30 protein-coding genes and 1 pseudogene are annotated in these 22193 nt (G+C 65.7%); 20 read left to right on the top strand and 11 right to left on the bottom strand.

Annotated features, from left to right (window positions below; genetic code table 11):
- The 9 genes and pseudogenes from ACYRGX_RS12795 to ACYRGX_RS12835 all read right to left on the bottom strand — a co-directional run bounded on the left by ACYRGX_RS12795 (position 1) and on the right by ACYRGX_RS12835 (position 3373).
- Positions 1-204: a hypothetical protein gene (locus tag ACYRGX_RS12795; RefSeq protein WP_473052854.1), complete on the bottom strand. Its 204-nt coding sequence runs from the start codon at positions 202-204 to the stop codon at positions 1-3.
- Positions 201-410: pseudogene (locus tag ACYRGX_RS12800) on the bottom strand (DNA translocase FtsK); the annotation flags it as partial. The pseudogene ACYRGX_RS12800 and the gene ACYRGX_RS12795, both read right to left, overlap by 4 nt.
- An 829-nt stretch (positions 411-1239) precedes the next feature.
- Positions 1240-1545, bottom strand: a complete 306-nt coding sequence (locus ACYRGX_RS12805; RefSeq protein ID WP_473052855.1) for a pyocin activator PrtN family protein — start codon at positions 1543-1545, stop codon at positions 1240-1242.
- Complete coding sequence (locus ACYRGX_RS12810) at positions 1542-1811, bottom strand: hypothetical protein (RefSeq protein ID WP_473052856.1); 270 nt, start codon at positions 1809-1811, stop codon at positions 1542-1544. The genes ACYRGX_RS12805 and ACYRGX_RS12810 overlap by 4 nt, the downstream gene beginning before the upstream one ends.
- Complete coding sequence (locus tag ACYRGX_RS12815) at positions 1808-2131, bottom strand: hypothetical protein (protein ID WP_473052857.1); 324 nt, start codon at positions 2129-2131, stop codon at positions 1808-1810. Before ACYRGX_RS12815 ends, ACYRGX_RS12810 begins: the two co-directional genes overlap by 4 nt.
- Positions 2128-2316 (bottom strand): hypothetical protein, encoded by a 189-nt coding sequence (locus ACYRGX_RS12820; protein ID WP_473052858.1) that lies wholly within the window; start codon positions 2314-2316, stop codon positions 2128-2130. The genes ACYRGX_RS12815 and ACYRGX_RS12820 overlap by 4 nt, the downstream gene beginning before the upstream one ends.
- Positions 2306-2599, bottom strand: coding sequence for a phage antirepressor KilAC domain-containing protein (locus tag ACYRGX_RS12825; protein ID WP_473052859.1), 294 nt, complete (start codon positions 2597-2599; stop codon positions 2306-2308). The genes ACYRGX_RS12820 and ACYRGX_RS12825 overlap by 11 nt, the downstream gene beginning before the upstream one ends.
- A gap of 10 nt (positions 2600-2609) precedes the next feature.
- Positions 2610-3203 (bottom strand): hypothetical protein, encoded by a 594-nt coding sequence (locus tag ACYRGX_RS12830; protein WP_473052860.1) that lies wholly within the window; start codon positions 3201-3203, stop codon positions 2610-2612.
- Positions 3200-3373: a hypothetical protein gene (locus tag ACYRGX_RS12835; RefSeq protein ID WP_473052861.1), complete on the bottom strand. Its 174-nt coding sequence runs from the start codon at positions 3371-3373 to the stop codon at positions 3200-3202. Before ACYRGX_RS12835 ends, ACYRGX_RS12830 begins: the two co-directional genes overlap by 4 nt.
- Before the next feature lie 430 nt (positions 3374-3803).
- Between ACYRGX_RS12835 and ACYRGX_RS12840 the strand changes: the two genes are divergently transcribed.
- Positions 3804-4766 (top strand): Rha family transcriptional regulator, encoded by a 963-nt coding sequence (locus ACYRGX_RS12840; RefSeq protein ID WP_473052862.1) that lies wholly within the window; start codon positions 3804-3806, stop codon positions 4764-4766.
- Positions 4763-6085 carry an ISL3 family transposase gene (locus ACYRGX_RS12845; RefSeq protein ID WP_473052863.1) on the top strand — a complete coding sequence of 441 codons (1323 nt, stop codon included), beginning with the start codon at positions 4763-4765 and terminating at the stop codon, positions 6083-6085. Before ACYRGX_RS12840 ends, ACYRGX_RS12845 begins: the two co-directional genes overlap by 4 nt.
- Before the next feature lie 129 nt (positions 6086-6214).
- Here the strand turns inward: ACYRGX_RS12845 and ACYRGX_RS12850 are convergent, their stop codons facing one another.
- On the bottom strand, positions 6215-6877 hold the full coding sequence (locus tag ACYRGX_RS12850; protein WP_473052864.1) for a S24 family peptidase: 663 nt from the start codon (positions 6875-6877) through the stop codon (positions 6215-6217).
- Between the two features lie 97 nt (positions 6878-6974).
- Between ACYRGX_RS12850 and ACYRGX_RS12855 the strand changes: the two genes are divergently transcribed.
- On the top strand, positions 6975-7205 hold the full coding sequence (locus tag ACYRGX_RS12855; RefSeq protein ID WP_473052865.1) for a hypothetical protein: 231 nt from the start codon (positions 6975-6977) through the stop codon (positions 7203-7205).
- 171 nt (positions 7206-7376) lie between these two features.
- Here the strand turns inward: ACYRGX_RS12855 and ACYRGX_RS12860 are convergent, their stop codons facing one another.
- A complete protein-coding gene (locus ACYRGX_RS12860; protein WP_473052866.1) occupies positions 7377-7613 on the bottom strand; it encodes a hypothetical protein in 237 nt (78 codons plus the stop codon).
- Between the two features lie 361 nt (positions 7614-7974).
- On the opposite strand from ACYRGX_RS12860, the gene ACYRGX_RS12865 reads away from it, so the two are divergent.
- The 17 genes from ACYRGX_RS12865 (at position 7975) to ACYRGX_RS12945 (ending at position 22193) form a co-directional block, all read left to right on the top strand.
- A complete protein-coding gene (locus ACYRGX_RS12865; protein WP_473052867.1) occupies positions 7975-8517 on the top strand; it encodes a phage regulatory CII family protein in 543 nt (180 codons plus the stop codon).
- Positions 8510-8719 (top strand): TraR/DksA family transcriptional regulator, encoded by a 210-nt coding sequence (locus tag ACYRGX_RS12870; protein WP_473052868.1) that lies wholly within the window; start codon positions 8510-8512, stop codon positions 8717-8719. Before ACYRGX_RS12865 ends, ACYRGX_RS12870 begins: the two co-directional genes overlap by 8 nt.
- Positions 8716-8916, top strand: a complete 201-nt coding sequence (locus ACYRGX_RS12875; RefSeq protein WP_473052869.1) for a hypothetical protein — start codon at positions 8716-8718, stop codon at positions 8914-8916. The genes ACYRGX_RS12870 and ACYRGX_RS12875 overlap by 4 nt, the downstream gene beginning before the upstream one ends.
- Before the next feature lie 4 nt (positions 8917-8920).
- The gene (locus ACYRGX_RS12880; protein ID WP_473052870.1) at positions 8921-9652 is read left to right on the top strand and encodes a hypothetical protein; all 732 of its coding nucleotides are present in this window, start codon (positions 8921-8923) and stop codon (positions 9650-9652) included.
- A gap of 252 nt (positions 9653-9904) precedes the next feature.
- The gene (locus ACYRGX_RS12885) at positions 9905-12130 is read left to right on the top strand and encodes a virulence-associated E family protein (RefSeq protein WP_473052871.1); all 2226 of its coding nucleotides are present in this window, start codon (positions 9905-9907) and stop codon (positions 12128-12130) included.
- Entirely contained in the window at positions 12127-12501 is a 375-nt protein-coding gene (locus ACYRGX_RS12890; protein ID WP_473052872.1) for a PA0613 family protein, read from the top strand. Before ACYRGX_RS12885 ends, ACYRGX_RS12890 begins: the two co-directional genes overlap by 4 nt.
- A gap of 608 nt (positions 12502-13109) precedes the next feature.
- Positions 13110-13463: a putative holin gene (locus ACYRGX_RS12895; protein ID WP_473052873.1), complete on the top strand. Its 354-nt coding sequence runs from the start codon at positions 13110-13112 to the stop codon at positions 13461-13463.
- Complete coding sequence (locus ACYRGX_RS12900) at positions 13456-13773, top strand: phage holin family protein (protein ID WP_473052874.1); 318 nt, start codon at positions 13456-13458, stop codon at positions 13771-13773. The genes ACYRGX_RS12895 and ACYRGX_RS12900 overlap by 8 nt, the downstream gene beginning before the upstream one ends.
- Before the next feature lie 2 nt (positions 13774-13775).
- A complete protein-coding gene (locus ACYRGX_RS12905; RefSeq protein WP_473052875.1) occupies positions 13776-14546 on the top strand; it encodes a hypothetical protein in 771 nt (256 codons plus the stop codon).
- 162 nt (positions 14547-14708) lie between these two features.
- Positions 14709-15290, top strand: a complete 582-nt coding sequence (locus ACYRGX_RS12910) for a terminase small subunit (protein ID WP_473052876.1) — start codon at positions 14709-14711, stop codon at positions 15288-15290.
- A gap of 2 nt (positions 15291-15292) precedes the next feature.
- Positions 15293-17269 (top strand): phage terminase large subunit family protein, encoded by a 1977-nt coding sequence (locus ACYRGX_RS12915; RefSeq protein ID WP_473052877.1) that lies wholly within the window; start codon positions 15293-15295, stop codon positions 17267-17269.
- 10 nt (positions 17270-17279) lie between these two features.
- Positions 17280-17501, top strand: coding sequence for a hypothetical protein (locus ACYRGX_RS12920; RefSeq protein WP_473052878.1), 222 nt, complete (start codon positions 17280-17282; stop codon positions 17499-17501).
- Positions 17498-18961 carry a phage portal protein gene (locus tag ACYRGX_RS12925; RefSeq protein ID WP_473052879.1) on the top strand — a complete coding sequence of 488 codons (1464 nt, stop codon included), beginning with the start codon at positions 17498-17500 and terminating at the stop codon, positions 18959-18961. Before ACYRGX_RS12920 ends, ACYRGX_RS12925 begins: the two co-directional genes overlap by 4 nt.
- Positions 18958-20178, top strand: coding sequence for a head maturation protease, ClpP-related (locus ACYRGX_RS12930; RefSeq protein ID WP_473052880.1), 1221 nt, complete (start codon positions 18958-18960; stop codon positions 20176-20178). Before ACYRGX_RS12925 ends, ACYRGX_RS12930 begins: the two co-directional genes overlap by 4 nt.
- On the top strand, positions 20175-20810 hold the full coding sequence (locus ACYRGX_RS12935; RefSeq protein WP_473052881.1) for a head decoration protein: 636 nt from the start codon (positions 20175-20177) through the stop codon (positions 20808-20810). The genes ACYRGX_RS12930 and ACYRGX_RS12935 overlap by 4 nt, the downstream gene beginning before the upstream one ends.
- A 67-nt stretch (positions 20811-20877) precedes the next feature.
- Positions 20878-21876 (top strand): major capsid protein, encoded by a 999-nt coding sequence (locus ACYRGX_RS12940; RefSeq protein WP_473052882.1) that lies wholly within the window; start codon positions 20878-20880, stop codon positions 21874-21876.
- Between the two features lie 2 nt (positions 21877-21878).
- Positions 21879-22193 carry a hypothetical protein gene (locus tag ACYRGX_RS12945; protein ID WP_473052883.1) on the top strand — a complete coding sequence of 105 codons (315 nt, stop codon included), beginning with the start codon at positions 21879-21881 and terminating at the stop codon, positions 22191-22193.

Genomic DNA, 22193 nt, shown 5'->3' on the forward strand with positions numbered 1-22193 from the left:
TTACTCGTCGTCCGGGTCTGGCGGGTCGGCCAGTCCTGCCATCAGCTTCGCCTGATAGGCGCCGTAGCCTTCTTCTCGCAGGTCGTCGTAATAGGCCCAGTCCGCCGCACCGCCGAAGGCGGAGTGGGTCGCACATAGGCCGCGCTCCAGGTTGTCTTCGGCGCTCAGGGCTTTGCCGCATTCGCGACAGCGGGTGTAGGTCATGCCTGGCCTCCCAGGCGCGCGATCACCTCGCGTCCGCCGTTGGAATTCATGGGGGTGACGACGCCCTCGGCCTCCAGCGCCTCGATCAGGCGTGCGGCGCGGTTGTAGCCGATCTTCAACAGCCGCTGGATGGCGCTGATGCTGGCTCGGCGGGTTTCGATGACGAACACCCGGGCGGCGTCTAGCAGGCCGTCGGGCTCGTCGCCGTTGGGCTCGGGGACGTTGCTGGCGAGCTGCTGCACACGGGAGGCAATGAGGTCCTCCAGGGCCTGGTCGAATTTGTCCCGGCGCAGGACGGGGCGGGCGCTGTCCTGCTGCTCGAGCAGGCCTAGCTGGGTGGTGGCCAGCTCGATCTCGATGTCCTGGGTGAGGAAGTCGGCGAGGATCGGTAGGGCATTGGCCGGCGGGTGGTGGATGCTGCAGCTGAACGTCAGCGCCGCCAGGCGCCCGCTCATAGGCGAGAAGCGAAACCCGCCCAGGGCGCAGTGCGGCAGGTGCAGGCCGAGCGTCGTCAGCTCGACCTCGGGCACCTTGGTTTCGATCTTCGTGCCGGTGAGTTTCGGGAAGCGCGGCGCGCCGTCCTCGTTGGCCAGCCAGAACGCCTCGATGCACTGGCCCTCGTTGTCGATGCACAGCAGGGTGTCGACGATATCGGCGGAGACGACGGCAGCAAACTTCAGGTCCAGCGCCAGGGCCTTGGCTTCCTTGGGGCCTTCCTGGCGCACGTTGACGTGTTCCAGGGTGGCTACTGTGGAGAGGGTGAGTTCCATCACGCGGCCTCCCTGCGAGACTCGCGCCGATCTTGCTTCCAGTTGGCGTAACACGCCTTGCACCAAGAGTGCAGCCCGGTCGCGCTGGCGGGATGGGGGAAAAAGAACTCGCTGTCGGCAGGCCAGTGATCCCCGCACTTGGCGCACTGGCGCTCAAGACCGATAGCCGTTATCAGATAACGCCCATTTCCTAGGCCCTGGCGCAGGGCCAGTGGGCTCGGTATCGGGCAGTAGAGACACACGTTTTCCTTCGCTACGCCAGCCATCAGCTCGCCTCCTGCGCAGCGGCCAGCGTCTCGTCGGCGCGGAAGGCGCGGGCGTCGATGAGGGCGGCCAGGTGGTGGATGTGTACGAACTTCAACGCCTTGCGGCTCTCGTGCAGGGTGGTGATCGGGAGGGCAACGCTGCCGTCGCGCAGGCGCTCGTCGAAGGTCTCCGGGTTGAGGTTTCGGAAGTAGCGGGCGCGCACCTCCTCGAGCGGCACCAGCACGTTGTCGTGGGTGCGGTGCAGCAGCTCGACGGTCTCGCGCATGGGAGCGGGCTGCAGGCGCAGTTGGGGCTGGCTGCTCATGCGGGCTGCGCCTCCCGGCGCCATTGCTGTTCCTGCTCGGGCTCGCCGCGCAGGGGCATGAGGTTGCGAGGGTTGGTCAGCAGCCGGTGGTCGCCACGGCAACAGAGTGCGCCCGGTTCGGCGATCACGATCGAGCGGCCGTTGACGTTCATGCGTGACCCGGAGGGGTAGAGGCTGTCGATCTCGACCACGGCGCCGGCAAAGAACCAGTCATCGAGATGCGGAATGACCATCGCCAGGTCGCCCGGCTTGAGGGAGGCGTTCATGCGGCCTCCGGCGTGCTGATCTGCGCCGCAATGTAGTGCTTCACGACCTCGCGACTGTGGGGAGGTTCGTCGTGGTTCAGCTCTATGACGCGGTAGTAGCGTGCCTCTATGTTCACGCGGCTCAGCCGCTCGAATTCGTCGCCCGTGAGAGCGTCGAGGATAAGAGCTCCGTGTAGCATCCCCGCTGCCTCGTAGCTGTTGCTATCCGCACTGAGGTGGCAAGTTGCGTAGCGCGCATGCTTGATCAGTTGCAACACCCGTTCGACGAGATGCGCCCGGTTCTGTGTCTGCTGGGCATCCTGTTCTGCTTTGGTGCTCATGCCGGCTTCCCTCCCTTGGGGTGGTTCCAGGCGATCTGGACGTGGGTGGCCACCAGCTCGCGCCAGTCGGCCGGGACGTTTTGCAGGGCCGCGCCGCGTTCCTCGCGGGTTTTCAGCGCGAGGATCTGGCGGGCGTACTGGCGGGGCCAGGTGCGCGGTTCGAGTGCCGTCTGGTCAGGCTGCATAGCGGCGCTCCGGGTCGGTGGGTGGCAGGGGGCGCTCGATGCCGAGCTTGTCCGCCAGCCAGTTCAGGCCAGCCGGGCGCACGCGGGTGCTGTGGCTGTACTGCTGGCCCAGCTCCGGGTGGAACCATTGGCTTTCCTTGATGCGCAGGTAGAGCTGGTCGCGCAGCGGGTGGGTGGGCAGGTTCTGCTCGGTGAGCAGGCCTGCCGCGCGCATGCGTTCGATCAGCGCCGGGCGGGTGACGCCGAGGCGTTTGGCCGCCTGCTGGAGGGTGAGGTCGCGCATGGCATGGCCCTCACGCAGCCGCCGTCGAGGGGCTGGCCAGGTCGTGCAGCTGGCTGACCATCTCGGCGAGCGAGTTGAGGGCGGTATCGCCCACCTCGGCATTGCGATAGTTGAGCTGCAAGGTGCGCGGTCGGCGCTGGCCGATGCAGAGGATCACCGTCAGCCAGGGCGTACTGTTGCGCCGATGTCGGTTACCCATCAGTTGGATGGGCAGCTCAAGGCCGGTATCCAGCGCCAGGTAGCCGCCGAACTCCACCAGGTGGCGCAGTTGGGCTAGCTGCGCATCGCTGAGCAGCGCGTCGGGCTCCGGCAGGGTGTGCGCGCGGATCGGCTCGGGGGCGGCGGTGTCCGCCGTGCCGTTGGCGATGCCCTCAATCCAGCCGATCAGCCGGCCGGTGTTGTTCCGCTCTCCGGTGAGCAGGGTGAGGCTGTGGCGCTCGCCGTAGATCTCCAGCGCGATACGGGTCTCGGCCTCGCCGCGCTCGACCTCGAGGCGGAACAGCAGGACCTGCCCACCCGCCAGGCGCACCTGGTGGTTAAAGGTGCCGGTGAGGTTGAGCTGAGCGGAGAGGCGCAGCGTGGTGCTGCTGTCGAGAGCGATCATGCGGCGTCACCCCCGAACGGGCCGCGGTCGGCCGGGGCCGGTGCGGGCTGGGTGACGCGGACGAGGGTGTAACGGATCAGCTGGGCCCCGGTGCGGGCCGCGTTACGGCGCAGTTCGAAGATGCGCTCGGGCGGGCACGACGGGAGGACGTGCAGGGAGGCGGTGGACATGGTGGTGAACCTCGGCTCTGTGGTGGAGAGACGAGGCAAAAGTTAGCAACAGCTAATCATTATGGCAATAGCATTTGCTAAATAAATTGGGTATTCGGAAAAGGTTGTTGATTAGGCCCTTCGCATAGGGTTCTACATTTCAATTTCTCCAACGGAAAACATTGTTGACACACCGCCTTTGACGGGATACCTTCCACTCGTCGCAGTGAACCCTGCGACCTGGAATTGGCGTTCCGGTATTCACAGGCGGACACAACCGCCCTAGAGCGGTTTTTTTGTGTCCGCAGCATGGCTTCACCCGTTATGGGCGGGCCGTGTGTGGGAGCCTTCGGGCTCGCCTGCCCTGTGACAGGTACGCCAACCCGCACGGTTCCGCTCACCCAAATTGGCGTTTGGGCGAGTGGATTGACAGCTTCACAGGAGATCCACCATGAAAGCCATCGCACCTGTTACCACCCCGGTACTTGTCGAGCTGACTGACGGCCAGCCCACTACCACCAGCCTCGATGTCGCCGCCCACTTCGGGAAGCGTCATGACACCGTATTGCGCGCTGTCCGCCAGCTTGAATGCACGCCTGAGTTTCATGCCCGCAATTTTGCGGAGATGATCGTCGAGGTTGATATCGGCAACGGAGCTACCCGCAGCTCCCCGGCATTTCGCCTGACCCGCGATGGCTTCACCTTCCTGTGCATGGGTTTCACCGGCAAGGAGGCGGCCAAGTGGAAGGAGGCGTACATCAATGCCTTCAACCAGATGGAGCACACCCTGAAACACGGCGCACCAGCCAAGGCCAAGCGCCAACCCAAACAGATCACCGATGGCCTGACTGCCGATCAGCAGGAAGCCATCAAGGCCCTGGTGAAAGCCCGCGTTGATGAGCTGCCCGAGGGCAAGCGCGCCAAGGCCGCTATCACCTGCTGGTCATCGTTGAAGTCCAAATTCGGCTGCACCTACAAGGGGATCGCGCCTGAGCAGTTCACCGAGGCTGTCAGCCTGATTGCCCGCGTGGTGCTGGAGGGTGAGCTGCTCGACCCTGAAGAACCTAAAGTTGTTGGCCGACTGGACATCAACTACCCCATTGAGGACTGGCAGGCCAAGAACCCCCAGCAGTTCCGCCGTGACGACCCGAACAGCCCCGACTTGCTGGTGGGGTATGGCGACCTGTTGCTGAGCAAGTATTCGCCTTGCCTGGAACTGCTGGACAAGCTGCATAACGCCGGGTACTGCATCGACGGTGCCTATTACGAGTTCCGCTCCTACCAAAACCTGATGGCTCAAATGGATATGACTGTCCGCATGATGGCCGGAAGCATCAAGAACGCTTTCGACAACTTCGAGCATGATCGCCGCCGCCTTCAGAAGTACCCCGACGTGAAAGGACGCAAGGCATGAATGCCCCAGCCACCATGCTGCACCCCCTGAAGGCTCAAGTCCTGAGCTTTCAGGAGGACGAACACGACTACCACTTTCAGGTGGAGTACCCCGACCCGCCTGCCTGCCACAGCTGCGGCACCATCGGCCAGATCGTCCGCTTCGGCAAGAAGCAGGTGAAGTACCGGGACGTGCCCATGCACGGCAAGCGCGTGACCCTGTGGGCCGTGCAGCGCCGCTTCCAGTGCAAGAGCTGCGAATCGACCTTCACGCCAAGGTTCGACGAGATGGCCGAGGATCACCGCATGACGAAGCGGTGCTACGACTACATCATCCGCAAGGCGCTCATGAGCACCAACGCCAAGGTGGCCGAGGAGATCGGCTTCGACGAAGGCACCGTGCGCGGCGTTATCAAGGCGTACTGCAAGGTCAAGGAGTACAGCTACCGGCCAACCCTGCCGCGCATCCTCGGTATCGACGAGCTGTACCTGAACCGGCAGTTCCGGTGCGTGCTGACCGACATCGAGCGCGGCACCATCATCGACATCCTGGAGTCGCGGCAATTCGACGTGCTCTACAACTACCTGGCCAACATGCGCGGTCGGGATAACGTCCAGATCGTCTGCCAGGACATGTGGAAGCCGTACCGCGACGTGGCGTCCAAGCTGTTCCCCAGGGCGGCTATCGTCGTTGACCGCTTCCACATCCAGCGGATGGCCAACGAATCGCTGGAGGTGCTGCGCAAGGGCATCAAGAAGGATCTGACGCAACACCAGCGCAGGCAGCTCAAGGGCGACCGCAAGCTATTGCTGATGCGCCGCCGTGACCTGAACCCGATGAACGAGCTGGTCATCCACACCTGGCTGGATCAATTCCCCGAACTGGGGGTGGCCTACAAGCTCAAGGAGGCGTTCTTCGACATCTGGGAGTCCACCACCGAGCAGGAAGCGCGACAGCGTTACAGCGGGTGGCTGGCCATGATGCCGGACAGCCAGAAGACCCACTGGAAACCCCTGGTCACTGCCATGACCAACTGGGAGAAAGAGATCTTCTCGTACTTCGGGCCGGCCCAGCGCAACACCAACGCCTTCACCGAGTCGATCAACCGCTCCATGCGTGACCTGAACCGCGACTCCAGGGGCTTGTCCTTCGAGATGTTCCGGGCCAAGACCCTGTTCAGTCTGGATCACAAGGTGACCAGGCCCAAGCCGAAACGGGAATCGCCATTCGCGGGCTACACGGTGATGAGGGACATCTTCACCCTGGACGAGTCCGAGTTACCTATCGATCACGGCGTGCCCATCGAGGCAGTTATCCGGGCCATCCAAGGCCTGCGCTAACCACGCCCTATCAACACACCCTTCAATTTGAGATTCGGGTTTCGGGAAGTCCTGTATCAACAGGATTTTCCGAATACCCAATAAATTTTGCGGCGCTGTACCTTGCGATTCCGCGGCGCTCCGATGGCATCAGTATTTGATGCGGCTTGGAGGCACAATCCCGCCGACGTAGTGGATCTGTTCGACCTCTTCTCGTGGAATGGTCAGGCGACCGTAGCCGTCATTGACGGCCATCAAACTGACTTCTTCATGATTTTCGTAGAGCAACTCTTTCACCATGCACTCGCCATTTGTTCGGCGAACCATCACGTACTCGCCCGGAATCAGAGTGTGGTTGGGTTCACACCAGACTGCCCACCCATTGCGGATTGCGGGCGCCATAGAGTCGCCTTTCACCCTCAGTGAGTATGCGTCCGGATCGTTGGTCGGGACATCAATCCAGCCGTCTGCGCTATCGAGCGCGTCCCAATATCCATCTGGGCCCAATTGAGCGGTTCCTACGATTTTCGTCCTGCGGAATTGCATTGCTAGATCGGGGCCGGGCACTAGGTATTCGACCCTGCTTTCTGCCGTTCCGGGGCTTGAGGTGGCAGGTGGGGCGGTCAGTGCTCCGGCAGGGAGCCCGATCTTCACCTCCAGATTGCGCGCAGCCTTTTCGCCCATGGCCCGGTGACCGTTGAGCAATTGAGATAGGTACGAAGCATCGAGATCGTGAGCGTCGGCGAATACCTTCGTCTTCCTGCTGCCGATCAGGGCTTTGAGTGTTTCTATGCGGCGCTTGTTTATGTCCATCGGTGAATGGTGACCGGCAGTTAGCAAACAGTAAATTACGGTTTGCTATTGTTAATGCGGTTAGCAGTTGCTAATCTCTGCGCTGCTGGAGGTACACATGAATCTACTTGAGTACATAAAAGGGTTGGGGAAAGGCGAACTGGATGCCCTGGCGCTCCGGTGCCAGACCTCCGTTGGGCAGTTGAAGCAGATTGCCTATGGTCACCGCCGCGCTGGAGTTGGCTTGGCGGTGTGTCTTGATCGTGAGACACGAGGGGCCGTTACCTGCGAATCGCTGCGGCCTGATATCGACTGGGCCTATCTGCGGACCAAACCGGAAGCCGCCTAACCCTCAATTGGCGGCTTAGCCGCCCTGGAGAAAGCTGATGTGCAATGTCGAAAACTGCAGCGCAATGGTCCTTTTCCGGCGCGCTTATTCGCCGGTTCTCGAAGAGGTTCGTTGCAGCGAACTCGATCCGGAAGACCGAGCCCGCTACGGGTGCGAAGCCCAGCGCCGCTATCAGGCTTCGTTGGCTGAAAGAGAGCGGGCTTCGGCACATAACGCTTCGAAGACGCTGATGAGCAAGGCGCTGTCCGTGCCGTTCTCGCCAAAGGCGTCGCTGACGATTTCTTTCGCGGTAACCAGGCGCTCGTAGGTGTTGATGGCCGCGTTGCGTTCCGCCTCTGACCAGTTGCCGTCGGAATCGAGCTTTTTAAGGCGAGACTCAAAGGGGAAAGCGAAGGTCTTCTCGGTCATTGATATCCTCCTTGCATGAATGAGAGAGATAAAACCAAGCGGCCTTACGGCCGCCTGGAGTCCCGGCCCACACCACCACAGTGCGGCCGGGGATGCGCTGGGGCAGGGGAGCACACCACGTACAGCCCCGCACCAGCGCATGGCCAGGGCCCGGAAGCCCTGGGTTGCCCGCCGTCTCCACCACAGATTGGGCGGGCTGTTGCGGCGGGGTTCCTGCGGAGCAGGGGCCTCGCCACTGGATCGGTAGTCGGCATTTCCACCACAGAGCCGCCGGCTACCTCGTGACCACGCGAGTGACCACGGCGCAACTCTATCACCGGGAGTTGGCTGCGGGCACTGGCTGAACTGGGGAGTTATTGCCATGCCGCGACCCGATTACGCGGAACAGATCGAGCGCCTGGGGCGCGAGGTGCTGCCGCTGACTGACGCGCTCAACGCCGTCGCCCGCAACCATGATATGTGCCCGGGGGGCATCACGGGGTTTGCCCACTCAACCGGACGCAACGTCAACACCACCGCTCACAAATTCGACCCCGGCCACTCCAGCCACATCCTCAACCTCTACGACCTGCTCGATTTCCTGCGCTACGTGACGCCATCAGGGCGCGCGGCGCTGCTCGACGCGCTGCACGCGGAGCTGGGGGACTCACTGTGGTTCTTCGTTTCGCCCCTGCAGTACGAGGAGATTCCGGCAAACCTGGTGGCCGGTGCTGGGGAGGTGCTGCACACCGCCGCGGACGCCGTGACGAGTGTGGCGCGGCACATCGAGGACAACCGCGTCGACGAGCACGAGCTGGCCGAAACCCAGGCGCTGGCCAGCCGCATCATCCGCGCGGCCGTGGGCCTGTTCGAGCGCGCGCGCTACGTGCATTTGACCAGCCGGGGAGGGCGCAGCGATGGCTGATCTCGTGGATATCGCGAACGACGCCGCGCAGTCGCGGCTCGACTATCTGCTCACCGGCCGACGCGCAGCGCCCGTGCTGCCCTCGGCGTATGAGTGCGAGCACTGCGGGGTGACGATCCCCGAGGCGCGCCGCCAGGCGGTACCGGGCTGCTGCCTGTGCATCGACTGCCAGACGCTGGACGAGGGGAGGGCACGGCGATGATCAACACGCACACGCTGGACCAGGCCATCGTCGAGGCCGCCCGCTTTCTCCAGGCCGCAAAGCACCTACGTCTTGTGCGCAAGGCCGGCGGCCGGTTCGAGGATGACGTCTATTCGGAGGTCGCCGCCCATTCGGCCGCGCTGCGCTCGAGCATGGACCTGACCCGCAAACTCGCCGATCTGCGGCAGGGGAGGTAGGGCGATGAGTGAGCAACTAAAACGCCGCGCCGAGCAGTATTCGCAAAGCGCCGCCGGAAACCTGGCGGCAGACGTGCCGGGCCACAACGCAACCATCGCGATCAAGGAACTGCTCTACTACTACGAACCCGGCGATGCCAACGAGCACTGGGCGGCGATCAAGGCCTACGCCGATATTCGCGCCGCGCGAGCGCTTCTCGATGCCGATGCTGCCCAGGCCGATGCCGAGGAATCGCACCCCGACGACCGGGCAATCGACCGATTCGCGGTTGCCATGAAGACCAAGATGGCGAAGTCGCGCGCCAAGGGCCGCCATGGTTGGGAGAACCGCCTGCGGGTCAACGGCAGCGACCTGGCGCGCATGCTGATCGCGCATCTGGCTAAGGGCAATGAGGGCACGTTCGAGGATGTGGCGAACTTCGCCATGATGATGCACCAGCGCGGGGACGACCCAGAGCTGCTGGCCGACGCAGTCGAGGCGCAGATCAGGACGGAGCGAGGCAAGGCGCTGGAACTTGGGGTCCGCGCGCTGGAGTCCAGCGGCGAGCGTAATGCAGCCCCGGACGCCACGGTGCTGGCCAAGGCATTGGAGCAGGCTCGCCAGGTCATCGTCACCGCCTTGCAGACCACTGCGCCCGACTGGTTTGACACCGACGAAAAAGTCTCCGGGCACCACACCATCCAGCAGATCGACGCAGCCCTGGCTGGCTACCGCGTCAAGGGAGGTGCTCAATGAGGGGGGCCATCAGACTCGCCACGGCGCAGATGCTGGCCCGGGTGCTCTACGGATTGCCCGCGGTACAGCCGCACACTACAGGCTGCGATCGCGGCGGCCAAAAGGGCCTGTTGACCCGCCTGCAGACGGCTGGGTTGATCGATGGTGACCAGATCACCGCTACGGGAAAAACGCGGTTGCGGCGCATCGTTGACGAGCTTCGTGCAGAGCGAGCTGCAGCGGGGCGGGTGGGTTTTATGGGGGAGGTGAGTCATGGCTGACCACTCCCTAGACGACGTCCTGGAACAGCTCCAGGCCTATGGCCTCCAGCCCTTCGGTAAGCGCAACCCGACGTGGGTCTTCGGCAAGCTCACCCGCTGCCGCACTGAACAGGATCGCAAAGGCGAGGCGACGGGCTGGTACGTGCTGCACGAGTACCGCACTGAGAAGGGTGACACGCTGTATTTCGGCGCCTACGGCGACTGGCGCTCGGGCGAGACGCACAAGCTCAAGCTAGCCGGCGTGAAGATGACCGCCGAGGAACGCGAGGTGATGCGCGCCCGGCAGGAAGAGGCCAAGCGCAAGGCCGCCGAGCGCGCGGAACACGCTGCGCGGACGGCGGCCAATCGTGCGCGGCGGACCTGGGAGCGCATGGCGGAGCGGGGGCGCAGCGCGTACCTGGACCGCAAGCAGATCGTCGGGGCTTCGGTGCGCTACGCGACGCGCAGCGGGGCGATCGCGGTGCCGATGCGCACGCCGAAGGGCATCGTCGGTCTGCAGATCATCTACCCCGAGAAACAGGCGGACACCGGGCGCGATAAGGCCTACTGGCCGTACGGGATGAGCAAAGAGGGCGCCTATTGCCTGATCGGCCCGCACCCCGAGCCCGGCGAGCCGGTGCTGGTGGTCGAGGGGTACGCGACCGGCGTCAGCGTGCATATGGCGACGAGCCTGACGGTGGTCGTGGCGTTCGACGCCGGCAACCTGCTGCCGGTGGCCAAGACGATGCGCGAGCTGTTCCCGGCGCGCCCGTTGATCTTCTGCGCGGACGATGACTGGAAGACGACGCGGCCTGACGGCACGCCGTGGAACCCAGGCGTCGAGAAGGCCAGCAACGCGGCGACGATCACCGGCGGCCAGGTCGTGCAGCCGGTGTTCTCCGGTGAGCGCGAGGACGGCTGGACCGACTTCAACGACCTGCATTGCGCCGAGGGCCTGGACGCGGTGCGCCGCCAGGTGCTGGCGGTGGTCGCGCCGCCAGCGGACGGCACGTGGCGCGAGCGGCTCTATCGCACCAGCAGCGGCTCGCTCGTCGCGCACATGATCAACGTGTCGCTGATCCTCGGCTGCGATGAGCGCTGGGCCGGGGTGCTGGCGTTCGACCAGTTCAGCGGGAAGACGCTCAAGCTGCGCACCCCGCCGTATGGCGGCGAGGCGGGGGAGTGGACCGATATCGACGACCTGCTGACCACGGAATGGCTCGCGCAGCAGTTCGGGCTGCTGGCCAAGAGCAGCGTGGTACTGGAGGGCGTGAGCGTCACGGCGAAGAAGAACGCGTTCCACCCGGTGCGGCGCTACCTGGAGTCGCTGCAATGGGATGGGCAGCATCGGCTCGCCGACTGGCTACCGCTGTGCCTGGGCGTGCCGCCCTCGGCCTACGCGCGTACGGTGTCCAAGCGCTGGCTGATCGGCGCGGTGGCGCGGGTGATGCAGCCGGGGGCGAAGGTCGACAACGTGCTGATCCTCGAAGGCCTGCAGGGCGCGGGTAAGTCCACGGCGCTGAGCGTGCTCGGTGGCGAGTGGTTTATGGATACGCCCTTCACGCTGGGGGACAAAGAGGCGTACCAGATGATCCGGGGTAAATGGATCATCGAGCTGGGCGAGCTGGATGCGTTCAACAAGGCCGAGAGCACGAAGGCTAAGCAGTTCTTCTCTGCTGCGGTGGACACGTTTCGCGAGTCCTACGGGCGCAGGACGGCGGACGTGCCACGCCAGTGTGTTTTCGCGGGTACGACCAACCAGGAAGAGTACCTCAAGGACACCACCGGCAACCGGCGCTATTGGCCGGTGCGCTGCGGGAAGATCAACATGGACGCCCTGCGCGAGATGCGCGACCAACTGTGGGCCGAGGCGCTGTTCTGCTACCGCGCTGGGGAGCCGTGGTGGGTGCAGCCACATGAGCAGGATTGGTTCGAGGTCGAGCAGGACGCGCGCTATGCGGTGGACGCCTGGGAATTGCAGATCCTGCCGTTCCTCGAAGACTACGTGGGCGAGACGGTGACCACCGACATCATCCTCTCCCAGGCGCTCAAGCTGGACTTCGGCCACTGGGGCAAGCCCGAGCAGGGCCGTGTCGGCCACATCATGAACCGCTTGGGGTGGCGTCGGCGTCGTCTGCCGGCGGCGAAGAAGAGCGGACTGCGTCCGTGGGGGTACGCACGGCCGGACAGTTGGCGATCGCCCGTGGAGTCCGTGCAGCAGAAGGAGCCGGCGTTTTGATCCGGGCCATCGACGAGCTGTTCCATCGCTGGGCCGCTGAGCTGCACCCGCCGCATGGCGTCGAGGCCGCGAGGGGGCGCAGCGCGGTCGCGGTGCTGATGGACAGTAAGGGCGTGCTGATTCCGGGCACGGGAAACGATACGGGGCTGTGGTCGATGTCGGCTGAGATCGAGCTGATCGTCAACAAGCGCCTGCCGGAGGATCTCGCGTACCTGGCCCAGGTGCATTACACCGACTACGACAGCCCCGACTCGATGAAGTGGCAGCGCTGTGGCTGTGGTAGCCGGCGGACCTACTATCGGCGGCTGAACCTGCTGCATGCGGCGGTGTTCGAGCTGTTGAAGCAACGGCCACGGCGCAGGGCGGCGTGATGCGCGCGCAGCGGTCCCAGCGTCCCAGTCTGGCCCGCCTCGGGAAACCGAGCGCGGGCCGCGTCGTTGTTGGGGTTGTCCCACTGTCCCACCTGTTAGACGCCCGCCCACGTGTACGCGCGTGCGCGCACGCGCGCTTCCGCGCGTTATTCTATTATTCCTCTTACATGCGTAGAAAAAGGGTAGGACAGGTGGGACAGTGGGACGGAGGCAGTAACGACGCGGGGTGTTTTGTCCCGCCTACGATGTTCGTCGTGGGTCAGGCTGGACAGGCGCCGGAGGCGCCGATATGCCGGGTAAGGGGTATTGCCCGGACGTTCGCCGGACGAAAGGGGGGATATTGAGGGATGGCAGTAAAAAGCGTTCGCTGCCGTGGCACTCGGGTGGTACAAAGTCACTAATTTGAAATTGCTGCGCCAGGCAGGGCAGCAGACGAAACCGGCCACCGCGCCGGTTTTTTTATGGCCGCCGGGGCTCCCCAGCCGACGTGGCCCAGGCCATGGACCGGCCTACCCATTGCGAGCCCGCCACCCGGCGGGCTCTTTCGTTTGCGGCGCTGGCAGGGCGCTGCTGCCCCTGCACGCTGGGGCGTTTATTGCGGAGGTCACATGAGCGAGCCGAGCGGCGTAGTGGTTGCCGGGGCGGTAGGCGCTGGGGCCGCCGGCTTCTTCGCGGGCGTGGATGGGGACGCAATGACGGGCGCGATCTGCGGTGCGGTGGTGTTCGCCATCGGGGCGCGCGACTACCCCGTCTGGCAGCGTGTGGCGCTGTTCCTGGTCAGCTTGGTCATGGGCTACAAGGCCGCCCCGGCGCTGGGTGATCTGGAGGTGTTCGGCATTCGCCCGTTCACGTATTCGGCGATGGCTGCGTTCGCTGCCGCCGCCCTGGTGGTGGTGGTGACGATGGCGGCGATCAAGCAGAGGCAGCGGACGCCCAGCCCGGAGGGCCCCAGCGATGGCTAGCCTCGTTCTGACCCAACTGCTGTTTGTTCTGTGCCTGGCCGTGTTCGGGCGGGTGTTCACCTTCAGGCGGGGCGACAAGCGCCACCGGCCAGGCATCAGCCTGCTCGCGGTCGTGGTCATGGCCGCCGCCGGAGTGGGCGCGGTCAAGATCCTGCGCGGCGCACTGCTGCTGCCGGTCGAGGCCTGGCCGCTGGTGGTCATGCTCGGCGTGTTCACGCTGTCGGTGTTCCGCGCCGAGGGCAACCTGGCGGGAGTCATGCGCCAGGAGCCGCCCCCGGGATGGGATGGGGTCGATAGGCGGGAGCGCTAGTGATGCGGGCACGTATCGATGCGAGCAATCTTGAAGACGCGGTCGCCAGCCTTGAGCGCTTCGGCAAGGGCGTGGCCAACCGGGTGCTGGCTGATGCCCTGAACCACACGGCAAACCAAGCGCGCCAGGCACTACGGGGCGAAATGCCCAGCGTGTTCGACCGGCCCACGCCGTTCACCCTGAATGCAATCCGCATCCTCAACGCCAAGCCGAACCGCTTGGAGGCAGCGGTGTGGGTTAAGGATGAGAAGGACGGGGCGAGCGCAGGCCAAGCCCCCGAGCAGTGGGTGGCACCGCAGGTGTTCAGCGGCGAACGGCCGTTGAAGCGTTCCGAGGTGTTGTTCCGGGCCAGGGGCATTCTGCCCGCCGGTCGTTTCATCGTGCCGGCGAGGGATGCTCAGTTGGACCGCTACGGGAACATCCGTCGCCGGTTGATCGTGCAGATCCTTTCGGGCCTGGGCGCGTTCAATACGTCCGGGTATTCGATGAATGCGTCGAGCAGCAAGCGCTCGGAAAAGAAGGGCCATGCGAAGGCGTTCTTCGTCGTGCGTCGAGGCAAGACGCCTATCGGCATCGCTGAGCGCCGTGGCAAGCAGGTGCGCATGGTGTTGGCGTTCGTTCGCCAGCCGCAGTACCGACAGCGCCTGCCGTTCTACGACATCGTCCGTCGCATCGCGGAGAACGACGAGCAGCTCGAAACGAACATCGACAAGGCCGCCGCCGAAGCGTTGGCCGGCCGCACCCCGACCAGCTTCCGCCGCCGCACCCGCTAGGGGCTAGTGACGTGCCACACCAGGCCATCGGGGGCCCCTGTGGCAAGGGAGCGGCACGGGTAATTCGAACCGCGCTTTCGTGTTAGTGGCTGGGGCTGGAGGTTAGTTAACAGGGTGAACCGGGTTAACCCGGGCGAGAAGAGTGGTTAACAGGGTGAAGTCATGACCGACATGAGCAAATCCGAGTATGCGGATAGCCGTGGCTGGTCCCGCCCGTACGTCTCGAAGCTGGTCAAGCTGGGCCGGGTGGTGCTCACCGCAGCAGGCCGCATCGACGTTGAGGCCACCGACCGGCTGCTCGCGGAGACCGCAGACCCGAGCAAGGCCGGCGTCGCCGATCGCCACCAGCGCGAGCGAGCAGAGAAGGGCGTGCACGCGCTGACGCTGCCGACGGCTCCAACTGCTGTAGCGCCGCCAGACACCTCCGGTGGGGCGCGCTACCAGAACGCACGTGCGCATCGCGAACACTACCTGGCGCTGCTGACCGAGGACGAATTCCGCAAGGGGCGCGGCGAGCTGGTGGAACGCGAAGCGGTCGATGCCGCCGCATTCACCACCGCGCGAACCCTGCGCGACATTCTGCTGGGCCTGCCTGCCCAGGTGTCCGGCGAGCTGGTGGCGATCAGTGACCCCTGGCAGATGGAAAACCGACTGACCGAACTGCTACGCCGTGCGCTGGCGGATGCCGCTGGGTTGATCCAGCTCGACGCCGCGCTGAGCCCCGACGACCAGGAACCGAACTAGCCATGCACGAGTATGCCGACGGTGCCGCCGCGTACCGCGCGGCATACCTGCGGGGCCTGGAGCCCGACCCCGAGCTGTGGATCGACCAGTGGGCCGACCAGTACCAGCGCATCCCGCGTGACAGCGGCGCCGCCGAGCCCGGCAAGTACCACACTGATCGCACGCCGTACGCCCGCGAGCCGCAGCGCTGTCTGTCGCCGCTGCACCCCTGCAAGCGCGTGGTCACCATGGTCGCCTCGCAGTTGATGAAGACGCAGATCGCGCTGAACTGGATCGGCGGCTGCATCCACATGGCGCCGGCCAACGTGCTGGCGCTGCTGCCGAGCCTGGGCCTGGCCAAGCGCGTCTCCAGCCGCATCGGCAAAAACATCGAAGCGGTGCCCGAACTACGCCAGCGGGTGGCCAAGCCCCGCTCGCGCGACGCCCGCAACACGATGGACACCAAGGAATTCGAGGGCGGTACGCTCTACTGCACCACCGCCGGCTCGGCCGCCAACTTGGCCGAACTGGCGGCGCGTTACATCTACGGTGACGAGGTTGACCGCTGGGATGTGGACGTCAACAGCGAGGGCGATCCCATAGAACTGGCAGAGGCCCGTGGCAGCACCTTCGGCCGTAAGGCGAAGTTTTACTTCTCCAGCTCGCCGACGCTCAAGGGTGCCTCGCGCATCGCCGACCTCTACGAGGCCAGCGACCAGCGCCGCTTCTATGTGCCTTGTCCGCACTGCGGCGAGTTCCAGGTGCTGGAGTGGGAAAACCTCGAATGGCTGCCCGACTACAGCATGGTGGACTACCGCTGCAGCAACCCGCAGTGCAACGCGCAGATCGAGGAGCACCACAAGGCCGAGATGCTCCAGGCCGGCGAGTGGCGCGCCACCGCGCCCGGTGACGGCGAGACGGTGGGCTTCCACCTCAACGCGCTCTACTCGCCGCTGGGCTGGCTGAGCTGGGCCAGCTTGGCCAAGCAGTACGACAAGGCCAAGCGCGCCCTGGACCGCGGCGACAGCGAGCCCATGCAGGTGTTCTACAACACCCGCCTGGCGCTGGTCTGGGACGTGGCCCAGGAGATGACCAAGGCCAGCGAGCTCAAGGCCCGCGCCGAGGACTACCGCCTGGGCGACGTGCCTGCTGGCGCGTTGATCCTAACCGCGGCCGTGGACGTCCAGGGCAACCGCCTGGAGCTGCTGGTGATTGGCTGGGGCGACGGCCTGGAGCGCTGGGTCGTCGATTACCAGATCCTGGTCGGCGACCCGGCGGACGAACGCACCTGGCTGCTACTCGATGAGCACCTCAAGCACCGCTACCGGCATGCCTCGGGTGTCGAGCTGGCCATCTGCGCGGCAGCGATCGACTCCGGCGGCCACCACACCGACGAGGTCTACCAGTTCACCCGCCTGCGCCGCTGGCGCGGGGTGTTCGCGGTCAAGGGCGCGAGCAAGCCGGGCCGTCCGGTGCTCGCCCAGCGCCCGTCGAAGGTCGACGTGACGCGCAAGGGACAGACCGAGAAGCACGGCGCCGAGCTGTGGATCGTCGGCACCGACACGGCAAAGGACTGGATCTACAACCGCTACCCGTTCCCCGAAGGGCCGGGGGCGCTGCATTTCTCCAGCGACCTGCCGGACGAGTTCTACGACCAGGCCGTCGTCGAGCGCAAGGTCACGCGCTACGTCAAAGGCCACCGCCGCGTCGAGTGGGTCAAGGGCAAGGCCGAGCGAAACGAGGTCACCGACTTGCTGGTGTACAACCTCGCGGCCGCCCAGTTCCTGCAGTTGCACCGCTACCACGACGCGGAGTGGAGCAAGCTGCGGGCGAGCGTCAGCCAGGGCAGTTTGTTTGCCGAACAGCCCGCCCCCAGAACGGCCCCGGCCAAGTCGGAGGAAGCGGCCGACGCCTCGCCCGGTGCAGCCCCCACACCCGCCGCCACTGGCGCCGCGGCCCCTCGCCGGGTCTCGCGCAGTGGCTACCTGAAACGCCGATAGAGGCCACCCCATGGCAACTGCACAGCAACGCCTGGACGAGGTCCGGGCGGCGATCAAGGTCATCCTCGAAAAGGGCCAGCGCATCCGCAAGGGCGACCGGCAACTGGACCGCGCCGAGCTGGCGAGCCTGCGCATGCTGGAGGATCAATACGCCGCCCAGGCAGCGGTGGAGGCCAAGGCCACGCGTACCAACCTGGTCCGCTACTACAGCAAAGGGAAGGGCGCGCGATGAGCCGAACGACAGGGGGCATTCCCGCGCGGCTGCGCAACAGCTACGACGGCGCCGGCCAGGGCCGCCGGCTCAAGGGCTGGGATGCGCCGGAAGCGGCACTCAATGCCGTGGCCATCCCGGCGTTGCCGACCTTGCGCAAGCGTTCCCGCGCCGCCGTGCGTAACGACCCCTACGCGGCCAGCGCCATCTCGCGGCGGGTCAGCAGCATCATTGGGACCGGCATTACGCCACGCCCACGCGTTGCAGACCCGGCGATTCGGGCGGCATTGACGCAGCTCTGGGAAGACTGGACCGACGAGTCCGACGCCGAAAACCTCACCGATTTCTACGGCCAGCAGGCGCTGATCGCGCGCATGGTGGAGGAGAGCGGCGAGTGCTTCGTGCGGCTGCGTTATCGGCGCACCGAGGACGGCTTGGCGGTGCCTTTGCAACTCCAGGTGCTGGCCGCCGAGTTCGTCCCGCTCGACCGCAACTTCGTCACCCGGCGCGGCAACACCGTGAGGGCAGGCATCGAGTTCAACGCGGTCGGGCAGCGGGTGGCGTACTGGATGTACCGCACCCACCCCGGCGACCCGCGCGCCGCCGGCGCCACCTACAACGAACTCCACCGCATCCCCGCAGAGCAGGTGCTGCACATTTTCGAGCCGCTGGAGGGCGGCCAACTGCGCGGCGTTCCGCGCCTGGCACCGGTGCTGCTGCGCTTGCGCTCGCTGGACAGCTACGACGACGCCGTGCTGTTCCGTCAGGAGGTGGCCAACCTGTTCGCCGGCTTCATCAAGAAGCCAGCGGTGGAGGGGATTGGCGCGGTCGACCCCGCCACGGGCAAGCCCTTCGAGACGGACAGCGACGGCGCGCCGATGGTGGGCCTCGAGCCCGGCACCATGCAGGAGCTGCTCGAGGGCGAGGAGGTGATCTTCTCGGACCCGCCGGACGCCGGTAACACCTATGTCGACTTCATGCGGCAGCAACTGCGCGCCGCTGCTGCGGGTGTCGAGCTGCCCTACGAACTGCTCACCGGCGACATGAGTGACATCAGCGACCGCGTGTTGCGTGTGCTGCTCAACGAGTTCCGCCGCCGCATCGAGCAGCTGCAATTCAGCGTCTACGTCCACCAGCTCTGTCGCCCGGTGCGCAATGCCTGGGTGGAGGTGGCCTGGCTCAGCGGCGCGATCGCACTGCCCGGCTACGAGCAGAACCGCCGCGAATACCAGCGCACCCGTTGGGTACCGCAGGGCTGGGCCTACATCCACCCCGTGCAGGACGTGCAAGGCAAATTGCTGGAAATCGGCGGCGGGCTCGCCAGCCGCAGCGAGCACGTGCTGCGCACCGGCTACGACGCCGAGCAGATCGACCAGGAAAACGCCGACGACAACGCCCGGGCTGCGCGCCTGGGGCTCGATTACACCACCGACACGGCCATCGCCACCGATGCGCCGGAGAACCGAGAGGAAACCCGATGATCAAGCACAAGCACCTGGCGCTGGCGCTCTCCATCGCCTTTGCCACGCCAGGCAGCGGCTGGGGTGACCAGCCGCGGATTCTCAACAAGGCCGCCGGTCTGCCGGAGGTGCAGGCCGAGCACTGGTACAGCATCCGCGCCCTGGGCGAGGAAGATGCCCGCAGCATCGAGGTCTTCATCTACGGCGAGATTGGTTTCTGGGGGCTCACCTCCGGCGACTTCATCCGTGACCTGCAGGCCCAGGACGATGGCGTCTCTCCGGTGTTGGTGCACTTCGACACCATCGGCGGCGACCTCTTCGATGGCATCGCCATCCACAACACCCTGCGCGCCCTCGGCGAGCGCTGCACGGCTCGCATCGACGGCGCCTGTTTCAGCGCTGGAAGCGTTGCCGCCTGCGGCGCGCACCGCGTCGAGATGGCCGACAACGCGCTGATGATGATCCACAACCCCTGGACCTGGATGGCCGGCGGTAGCGAAGAGCTGCGCAAGATGGCCGACATGATGGACAAGGCCCGCGAGGGAATCATCGCCAGCTACCAGCACCGGGCGCTGACCATCGACGACGCCGAGCTGGGCCGCCTGATCGACGAGGAAACCTGGCTCACGCCCGCCGAGGCGTTGGCACATGGCTTCGTCGATGCCGTGTTGGGCGCCGGCGAGCCGCTGGCCCACAACGCCGCCGTCGGCAAGATCCTCAACCGTTACCGCAACGCGCCGCCCGAGGCACAGCGCTTCATCGCTCAGGCGGACGAACCTCCCGCGCCGGAGCCGGAAGACGATCCCGCGCCGGAACCGGCCCCTGATCCCGATCCTGATCCTGAACCCGTCGACGCCGCCCAGCTCGCCGAGCAATTGGCGCGCGACTGCGCAGCGGCAGGCCTGGCCAACAGCGTCTCCGCGCTGATCCGCGCGAGCGGGCTCAAGAGCGCCGCCGCCGTGCAGGCCGCCCTGGAGCGTGCCAAGGCGGTGAAGGCCGTGTGTGTCGCCGCGCGCCTGCCGAAGGAGGCCGACGCACTGATCGAGAAGGGCCTGGACGCCGCCGGCGCGCGCGCCGCGCTGTTCGACAAGCTGGTAGCCAACAGCGACCAGGTGCACATCGACAACCGCAACCCGGTGGACGATGGCCCGCAGAACACCGCTTACACCCCCCCGACGCCTGGCAATGTCTACGCTGCGCGCCGCAAACAAGCCTCGAAAGGAGGAAGCAACGCATGACCATCAAGACTGAAGGCGTCCACGCCGGGGAGTTCCTGCACTCCGAGGCGAACGGCACCCGCTCCCGGGCGGACGTAGTGATCAGCGCGGGCGCTGGGCGCCTGGCCGCCGGTACGCTGCTCGCCCTGATCACCGCCGCCAACGCAGCCACTGCCACCGCTGCGGCTGGCAACACCGGCGACGGTACCGTCACCGGCCTGACGGCCACCAGCGCTGCCAGTAGCGGCGACTACGTGGTGACCATCGACGAGGTTGAGGAGGGCGCCGCCGCATTCACCGTGCTGTCGGCGGACGAGCGCCAGATCGGTACCGGCGTCGTCGGCGAGCCGTTCGAGTCCGGAGGCCTGAGCTTCACCCTGGCGGCCGGCAGTACGGCCTTCGCCGAGGGCGACAGCTTCGTGCTCTCGGTACTGGCCAACCTGGGCGAGTACGTGGCCTACGACAACAGCGGCACCGACGACGGCCGTCGCACCGCCGGCGCAATTCTCTGGGCCCCGGTGGATGCCACCGACGTGGACGTGCGCGCCGCTGCGGTGGTGCGTGACGCCGAGGTGATCGCCCGCCTGCTCACCGGCCTCGACGCCGAAGGCGAAGCAGATCTCGGCGCCCTGGGCATTGTCGTTCGCGACTGACCCGCAACCCCTCACGCTAACCCCAAGACCCCGCCGCTGCGGGGTTTCGCATTTCTAGGAGTCCAACATGGCCGAAATCACCATCTTCGAGGACGAGGCGTTCAGCGTTTCGTCCCTGCTCGGCGTGGTCAACGAAGACCACGTGGTACCCGGGCAGATCGCCGCCGCCAACCTGTTCGAGGAGCAGGGCATCTCGACCCTCGTCGTGCAGATCGAGAAGGACGGCACCACCCTGCAACTGGTCGAAGCCAAGCCGCGCGGCAGCACCGGCAATATTGTGATCGCCGACAAACGCGGCCTGGTGCCGTTCAACACCGTGCACCTGCCGCAGACCTTCAGCATCCTCGCCGACGAGATTCAGGGCATCCGCGCAGTCGGCTCGCAGACCGAACTGCAAAGCGCCCAAGCCGTGGTCGCACGGCGTGTCGAGAAGTGCGTGCGCCAACTGGACGCCACCCACGAGCACCAGCGCATCGGCGCCATCAAGGGCCAGGTGATCGACGCCGACGGCAAGACGGTGCTGGTGGACATCTACCAGCGCTTCGGCCTCGCCAAGCCCAAGCCGCTGTCCCTGGCGTTGGGCAACGGCGCGTCGGACATCGATGCGCTGCTGCTGGAGGTGCTCGACCAGCAGGAAGACGCACTGGGCAGCGTGACCAGCACCGGCGCGCGCGCCTATGTCGGCAAGGACTTCTGGGCCAAGTTCATCGGCCATGATCGAGTGCGCGAGACCTATCTCAATACCCAGCAGGCGGCGTCGCTGCGGGGTGATCGTCGGCAGTCCTTCGAGTTCGGCGGCATCACCTGGGAGCGCTATCGCGGCCAGCTCGCCGGTAAACCCTTCGTTGCGCCGAACAGCGCCTTCGTAGTGCCCGAGGGCGTGCCGGGGCTGTTCATCACCGCGTTCGCCCCGGCGGACTACATGGAAACGGTGAACACCGAGGGCCTGCCGTACTACAGCAAGCTCGAACGGATGCCGTTCGACAAGGGCATCGCCGGCGAAGCGCAGTCCAACCCGCTGCACCTGTGCACCCGCCCGCTGGCAGTGCGCGAGCTGACGATCTGACGATGGCCAGCTTCGCCGACCAGGTCGCCGAGATGGACGACCTCCTGTTCGACGGTTTGGCCGACGGCATGGCGCAGCACCTCTCCCGCAGCGGCGAGGTGCTGGTCGAGGCGTTGCCCACCTTCGTGGATGTCGAGGCCGAGCGCCTCGATGCCGTGTCGGGAGGCATCGACCGGGTGCGCACGCACCAGGTGCAGAAGTCCCTGCTGCAGCCCTTCGACCGGCAAGGTTCGTTCTTCTTCGAGGGTCGTGTCTGGCACATCGACGGCATCGCCGCCGATGACGGCGACCTGATCACCCTCTACGTGGTGCCCTGA

The sequence above is a fragment of the Pseudomonas sp. R4-15 genome (genome assembly GCF_055768815.1).

What these genes read in the sequence shown, in the direction of transcription:
- ACYRGX_RS12795 (WP_473052854.1), bottom strand. Translation starts at nt 204, where the DNA reads ATGACCTACACCCGCTGTCGCGAATGCGGCAAAGCCCTGAGCGCCGAA.
- ACYRGX_RS12805 (WP_473052855.1), bottom strand. Translation starts at nt 1,545, where the DNA reads ATGAGCAGCCAGCCCCAACTGCGCCTGCAGCCCGCTCCCATGCGCGAG.
- ACYRGX_RS12810 (WP_473052856.1), bottom strand. Translation starts at nt 1,811, where the DNA reads ATGAACGCCTCCCTCAAGCCGGGCGACCTGGCGATGGTCATTCCGCAT.
- ACYRGX_RS12815 (WP_473052857.1), bottom strand. Translation starts at nt 2,131, where the DNA reads ATGAGCACCAAAGCAGAACAGGATGCCCAGCAGACACAGAACCGGGCG.
- ACYRGX_RS12820 (WP_473052858.1), bottom strand. Translation starts at nt 2,316, where the DNA reads ATGCAGCCTGACCAGACGGCACTCGAACCGCGCACCTGGCCCCGCCAG.
- ACYRGX_RS12825 (WP_473052859.1), bottom strand. Translation starts at nt 2,599, where the DNA reads ATGCGCGACCTCACCCTCCAGCAGGCGGCCAAACGCCTCGGCGTCACC.
- ACYRGX_RS12830 (WP_473052860.1), bottom strand. Translation starts at nt 3,203, where the DNA reads ATGATCGCTCTCGACAGCAGCACCACGCTGCGCCTCTCCGCTCAGCTC.
- ACYRGX_RS12835 (WP_473052861.1), bottom strand. Translation starts at nt 3,373, where the DNA reads ATGTCCACCGCCTCCCTGCACGTCCTCCCGTCGTGCCCGCCCGAGCGC.
- ACYRGX_RS12840 (WP_473052862.1), top strand. Translation starts at nt 3,804, where the DNA reads ATGAAAGCCATCGCACCTGTTACCACCCCGGTACTTGTCGAGCTGACT.
- ACYRGX_RS12845 (WP_473052863.1), top strand. Translation starts at nt 4,763, where the DNA reads ATGAATGCCCCAGCCACCATGCTGCACCCCCTGAAGGCTCAAGTCCTG.
- ACYRGX_RS12850 (WP_473052864.1), bottom strand. Translation starts at nt 6,877, where the DNA reads ATGGACATAAACAAGCGCCGCATAGAAACACTCAAAGCCCTGATCGGC.
- ACYRGX_RS12855 (WP_473052865.1), top strand. Translation starts at nt 6,975, where the DNA reads ATGAATCTACTTGAGTACATAAAAGGGTTGGGGAAAGGCGAACTGGAT.
- ACYRGX_RS12860 (WP_473052866.1), bottom strand. Translation starts at nt 7,613, where the DNA reads ATGACCGAGAAGACCTTCGCTTTCCCCTTTGAGTCTCGCCTTAAAAAG.
- ACYRGX_RS12865 (WP_473052867.1), top strand. Translation starts at nt 7,975, where the DNA reads ATGCCGCGACCCGATTACGCGGAACAGATCGAGCGCCTGGGGCGCGAG.
- ACYRGX_RS12870 (WP_473052868.1), top strand. Translation starts at nt 8,510, where the DNA reads ATGGCTGATCTCGTGGATATCGCGAACGACGCCGCGCAGTCGCGGCTC.
- ACYRGX_RS12875 (WP_473052869.1), top strand. Translation starts at nt 8,716, where the DNA reads ATGATCAACACGCACACGCTGGACCAGGCCATCGTCGAGGCCGCCCGC.
- ACYRGX_RS12880 (WP_473052870.1), top strand. Translation starts at nt 8,921, where the DNA reads ATGAGTGAGCAACTAAAACGCCGCGCCGAGCAGTATTCGCAAAGCGCC.
- ACYRGX_RS12885 (WP_473052871.1), top strand. Translation starts at nt 9,905, where the DNA reads ATGGCTGACCACTCCCTAGACGACGTCCTGGAACAGCTCCAGGCCTAT.
- ACYRGX_RS12895 (WP_473052873.1), top strand. Translation starts at nt 13,110, where the DNA reads ATGAGCGAGCCGAGCGGCGTAGTGGTTGCCGGGGCGGTAGGCGCTGGG.
- ACYRGX_RS12900 (WP_473052874.1), top strand. Translation starts at nt 13,456, where the DNA reads ATGGCTAGCCTCGTTCTGACCCAACTGCTGTTTGTTCTGTGCCTGGCC.
- ACYRGX_RS12905 (WP_473052875.1), top strand. Translation starts at nt 13,776, where the DNA reads ATGCGGGCACGTATCGATGCGAGCAATCTTGAAGACGCGGTCGCCAGC.
- ACYRGX_RS12910 (WP_473052876.1), top strand. Translation starts at nt 14,709, where the DNA reads ATGACCGACATGAGCAAATCCGAGTATGCGGATAGCCGTGGCTGGTCC.
- ACYRGX_RS12915 (WP_473052877.1), top strand. Translation starts at nt 15,293, where the DNA reads ATGCACGAGTATGCCGACGGTGCCGCCGCGTACCGCGCGGCATACCTG.
- ACYRGX_RS12920 (WP_473052878.1), top strand. Translation starts at nt 17,280, where the DNA reads ATGGCAACTGCACAGCAACGCCTGGACGAGGTCCGGGCGGCGATCAAG.
- ACYRGX_RS12925 (WP_473052879.1), top strand. Translation starts at nt 17,498, where the DNA reads ATGAGCCGAACGACAGGGGGCATTCCCGCGCGGCTGCGCAACAGCTAC.
- ACYRGX_RS12930 (WP_473052880.1), top strand. Translation starts at nt 18,958, where the DNA reads ATGATCAAGCACAAGCACCTGGCGCTGGCGCTCTCCATCGCCTTTGCC.
- ACYRGX_RS12935 (WP_473052881.1), top strand. Translation starts at nt 20,175, where the DNA reads ATGACCATCAAGACTGAAGGCGTCCACGCCGGGGAGTTCCTGCACTCC.
- ACYRGX_RS12940 (WP_473052882.1), top strand. Translation starts at nt 20,878, where the DNA reads ATGGCCGAAATCACCATCTTCGAGGACGAGGCGTTCAGCGTTTCGTCC.
- ACYRGX_RS12945 (WP_473052883.1), top strand. Translation starts at nt 21,879, where the DNA reads ATGGCCAGCTTCGCCGACCAGGTCGCCGAGATGGACGACCTCCTGTTC.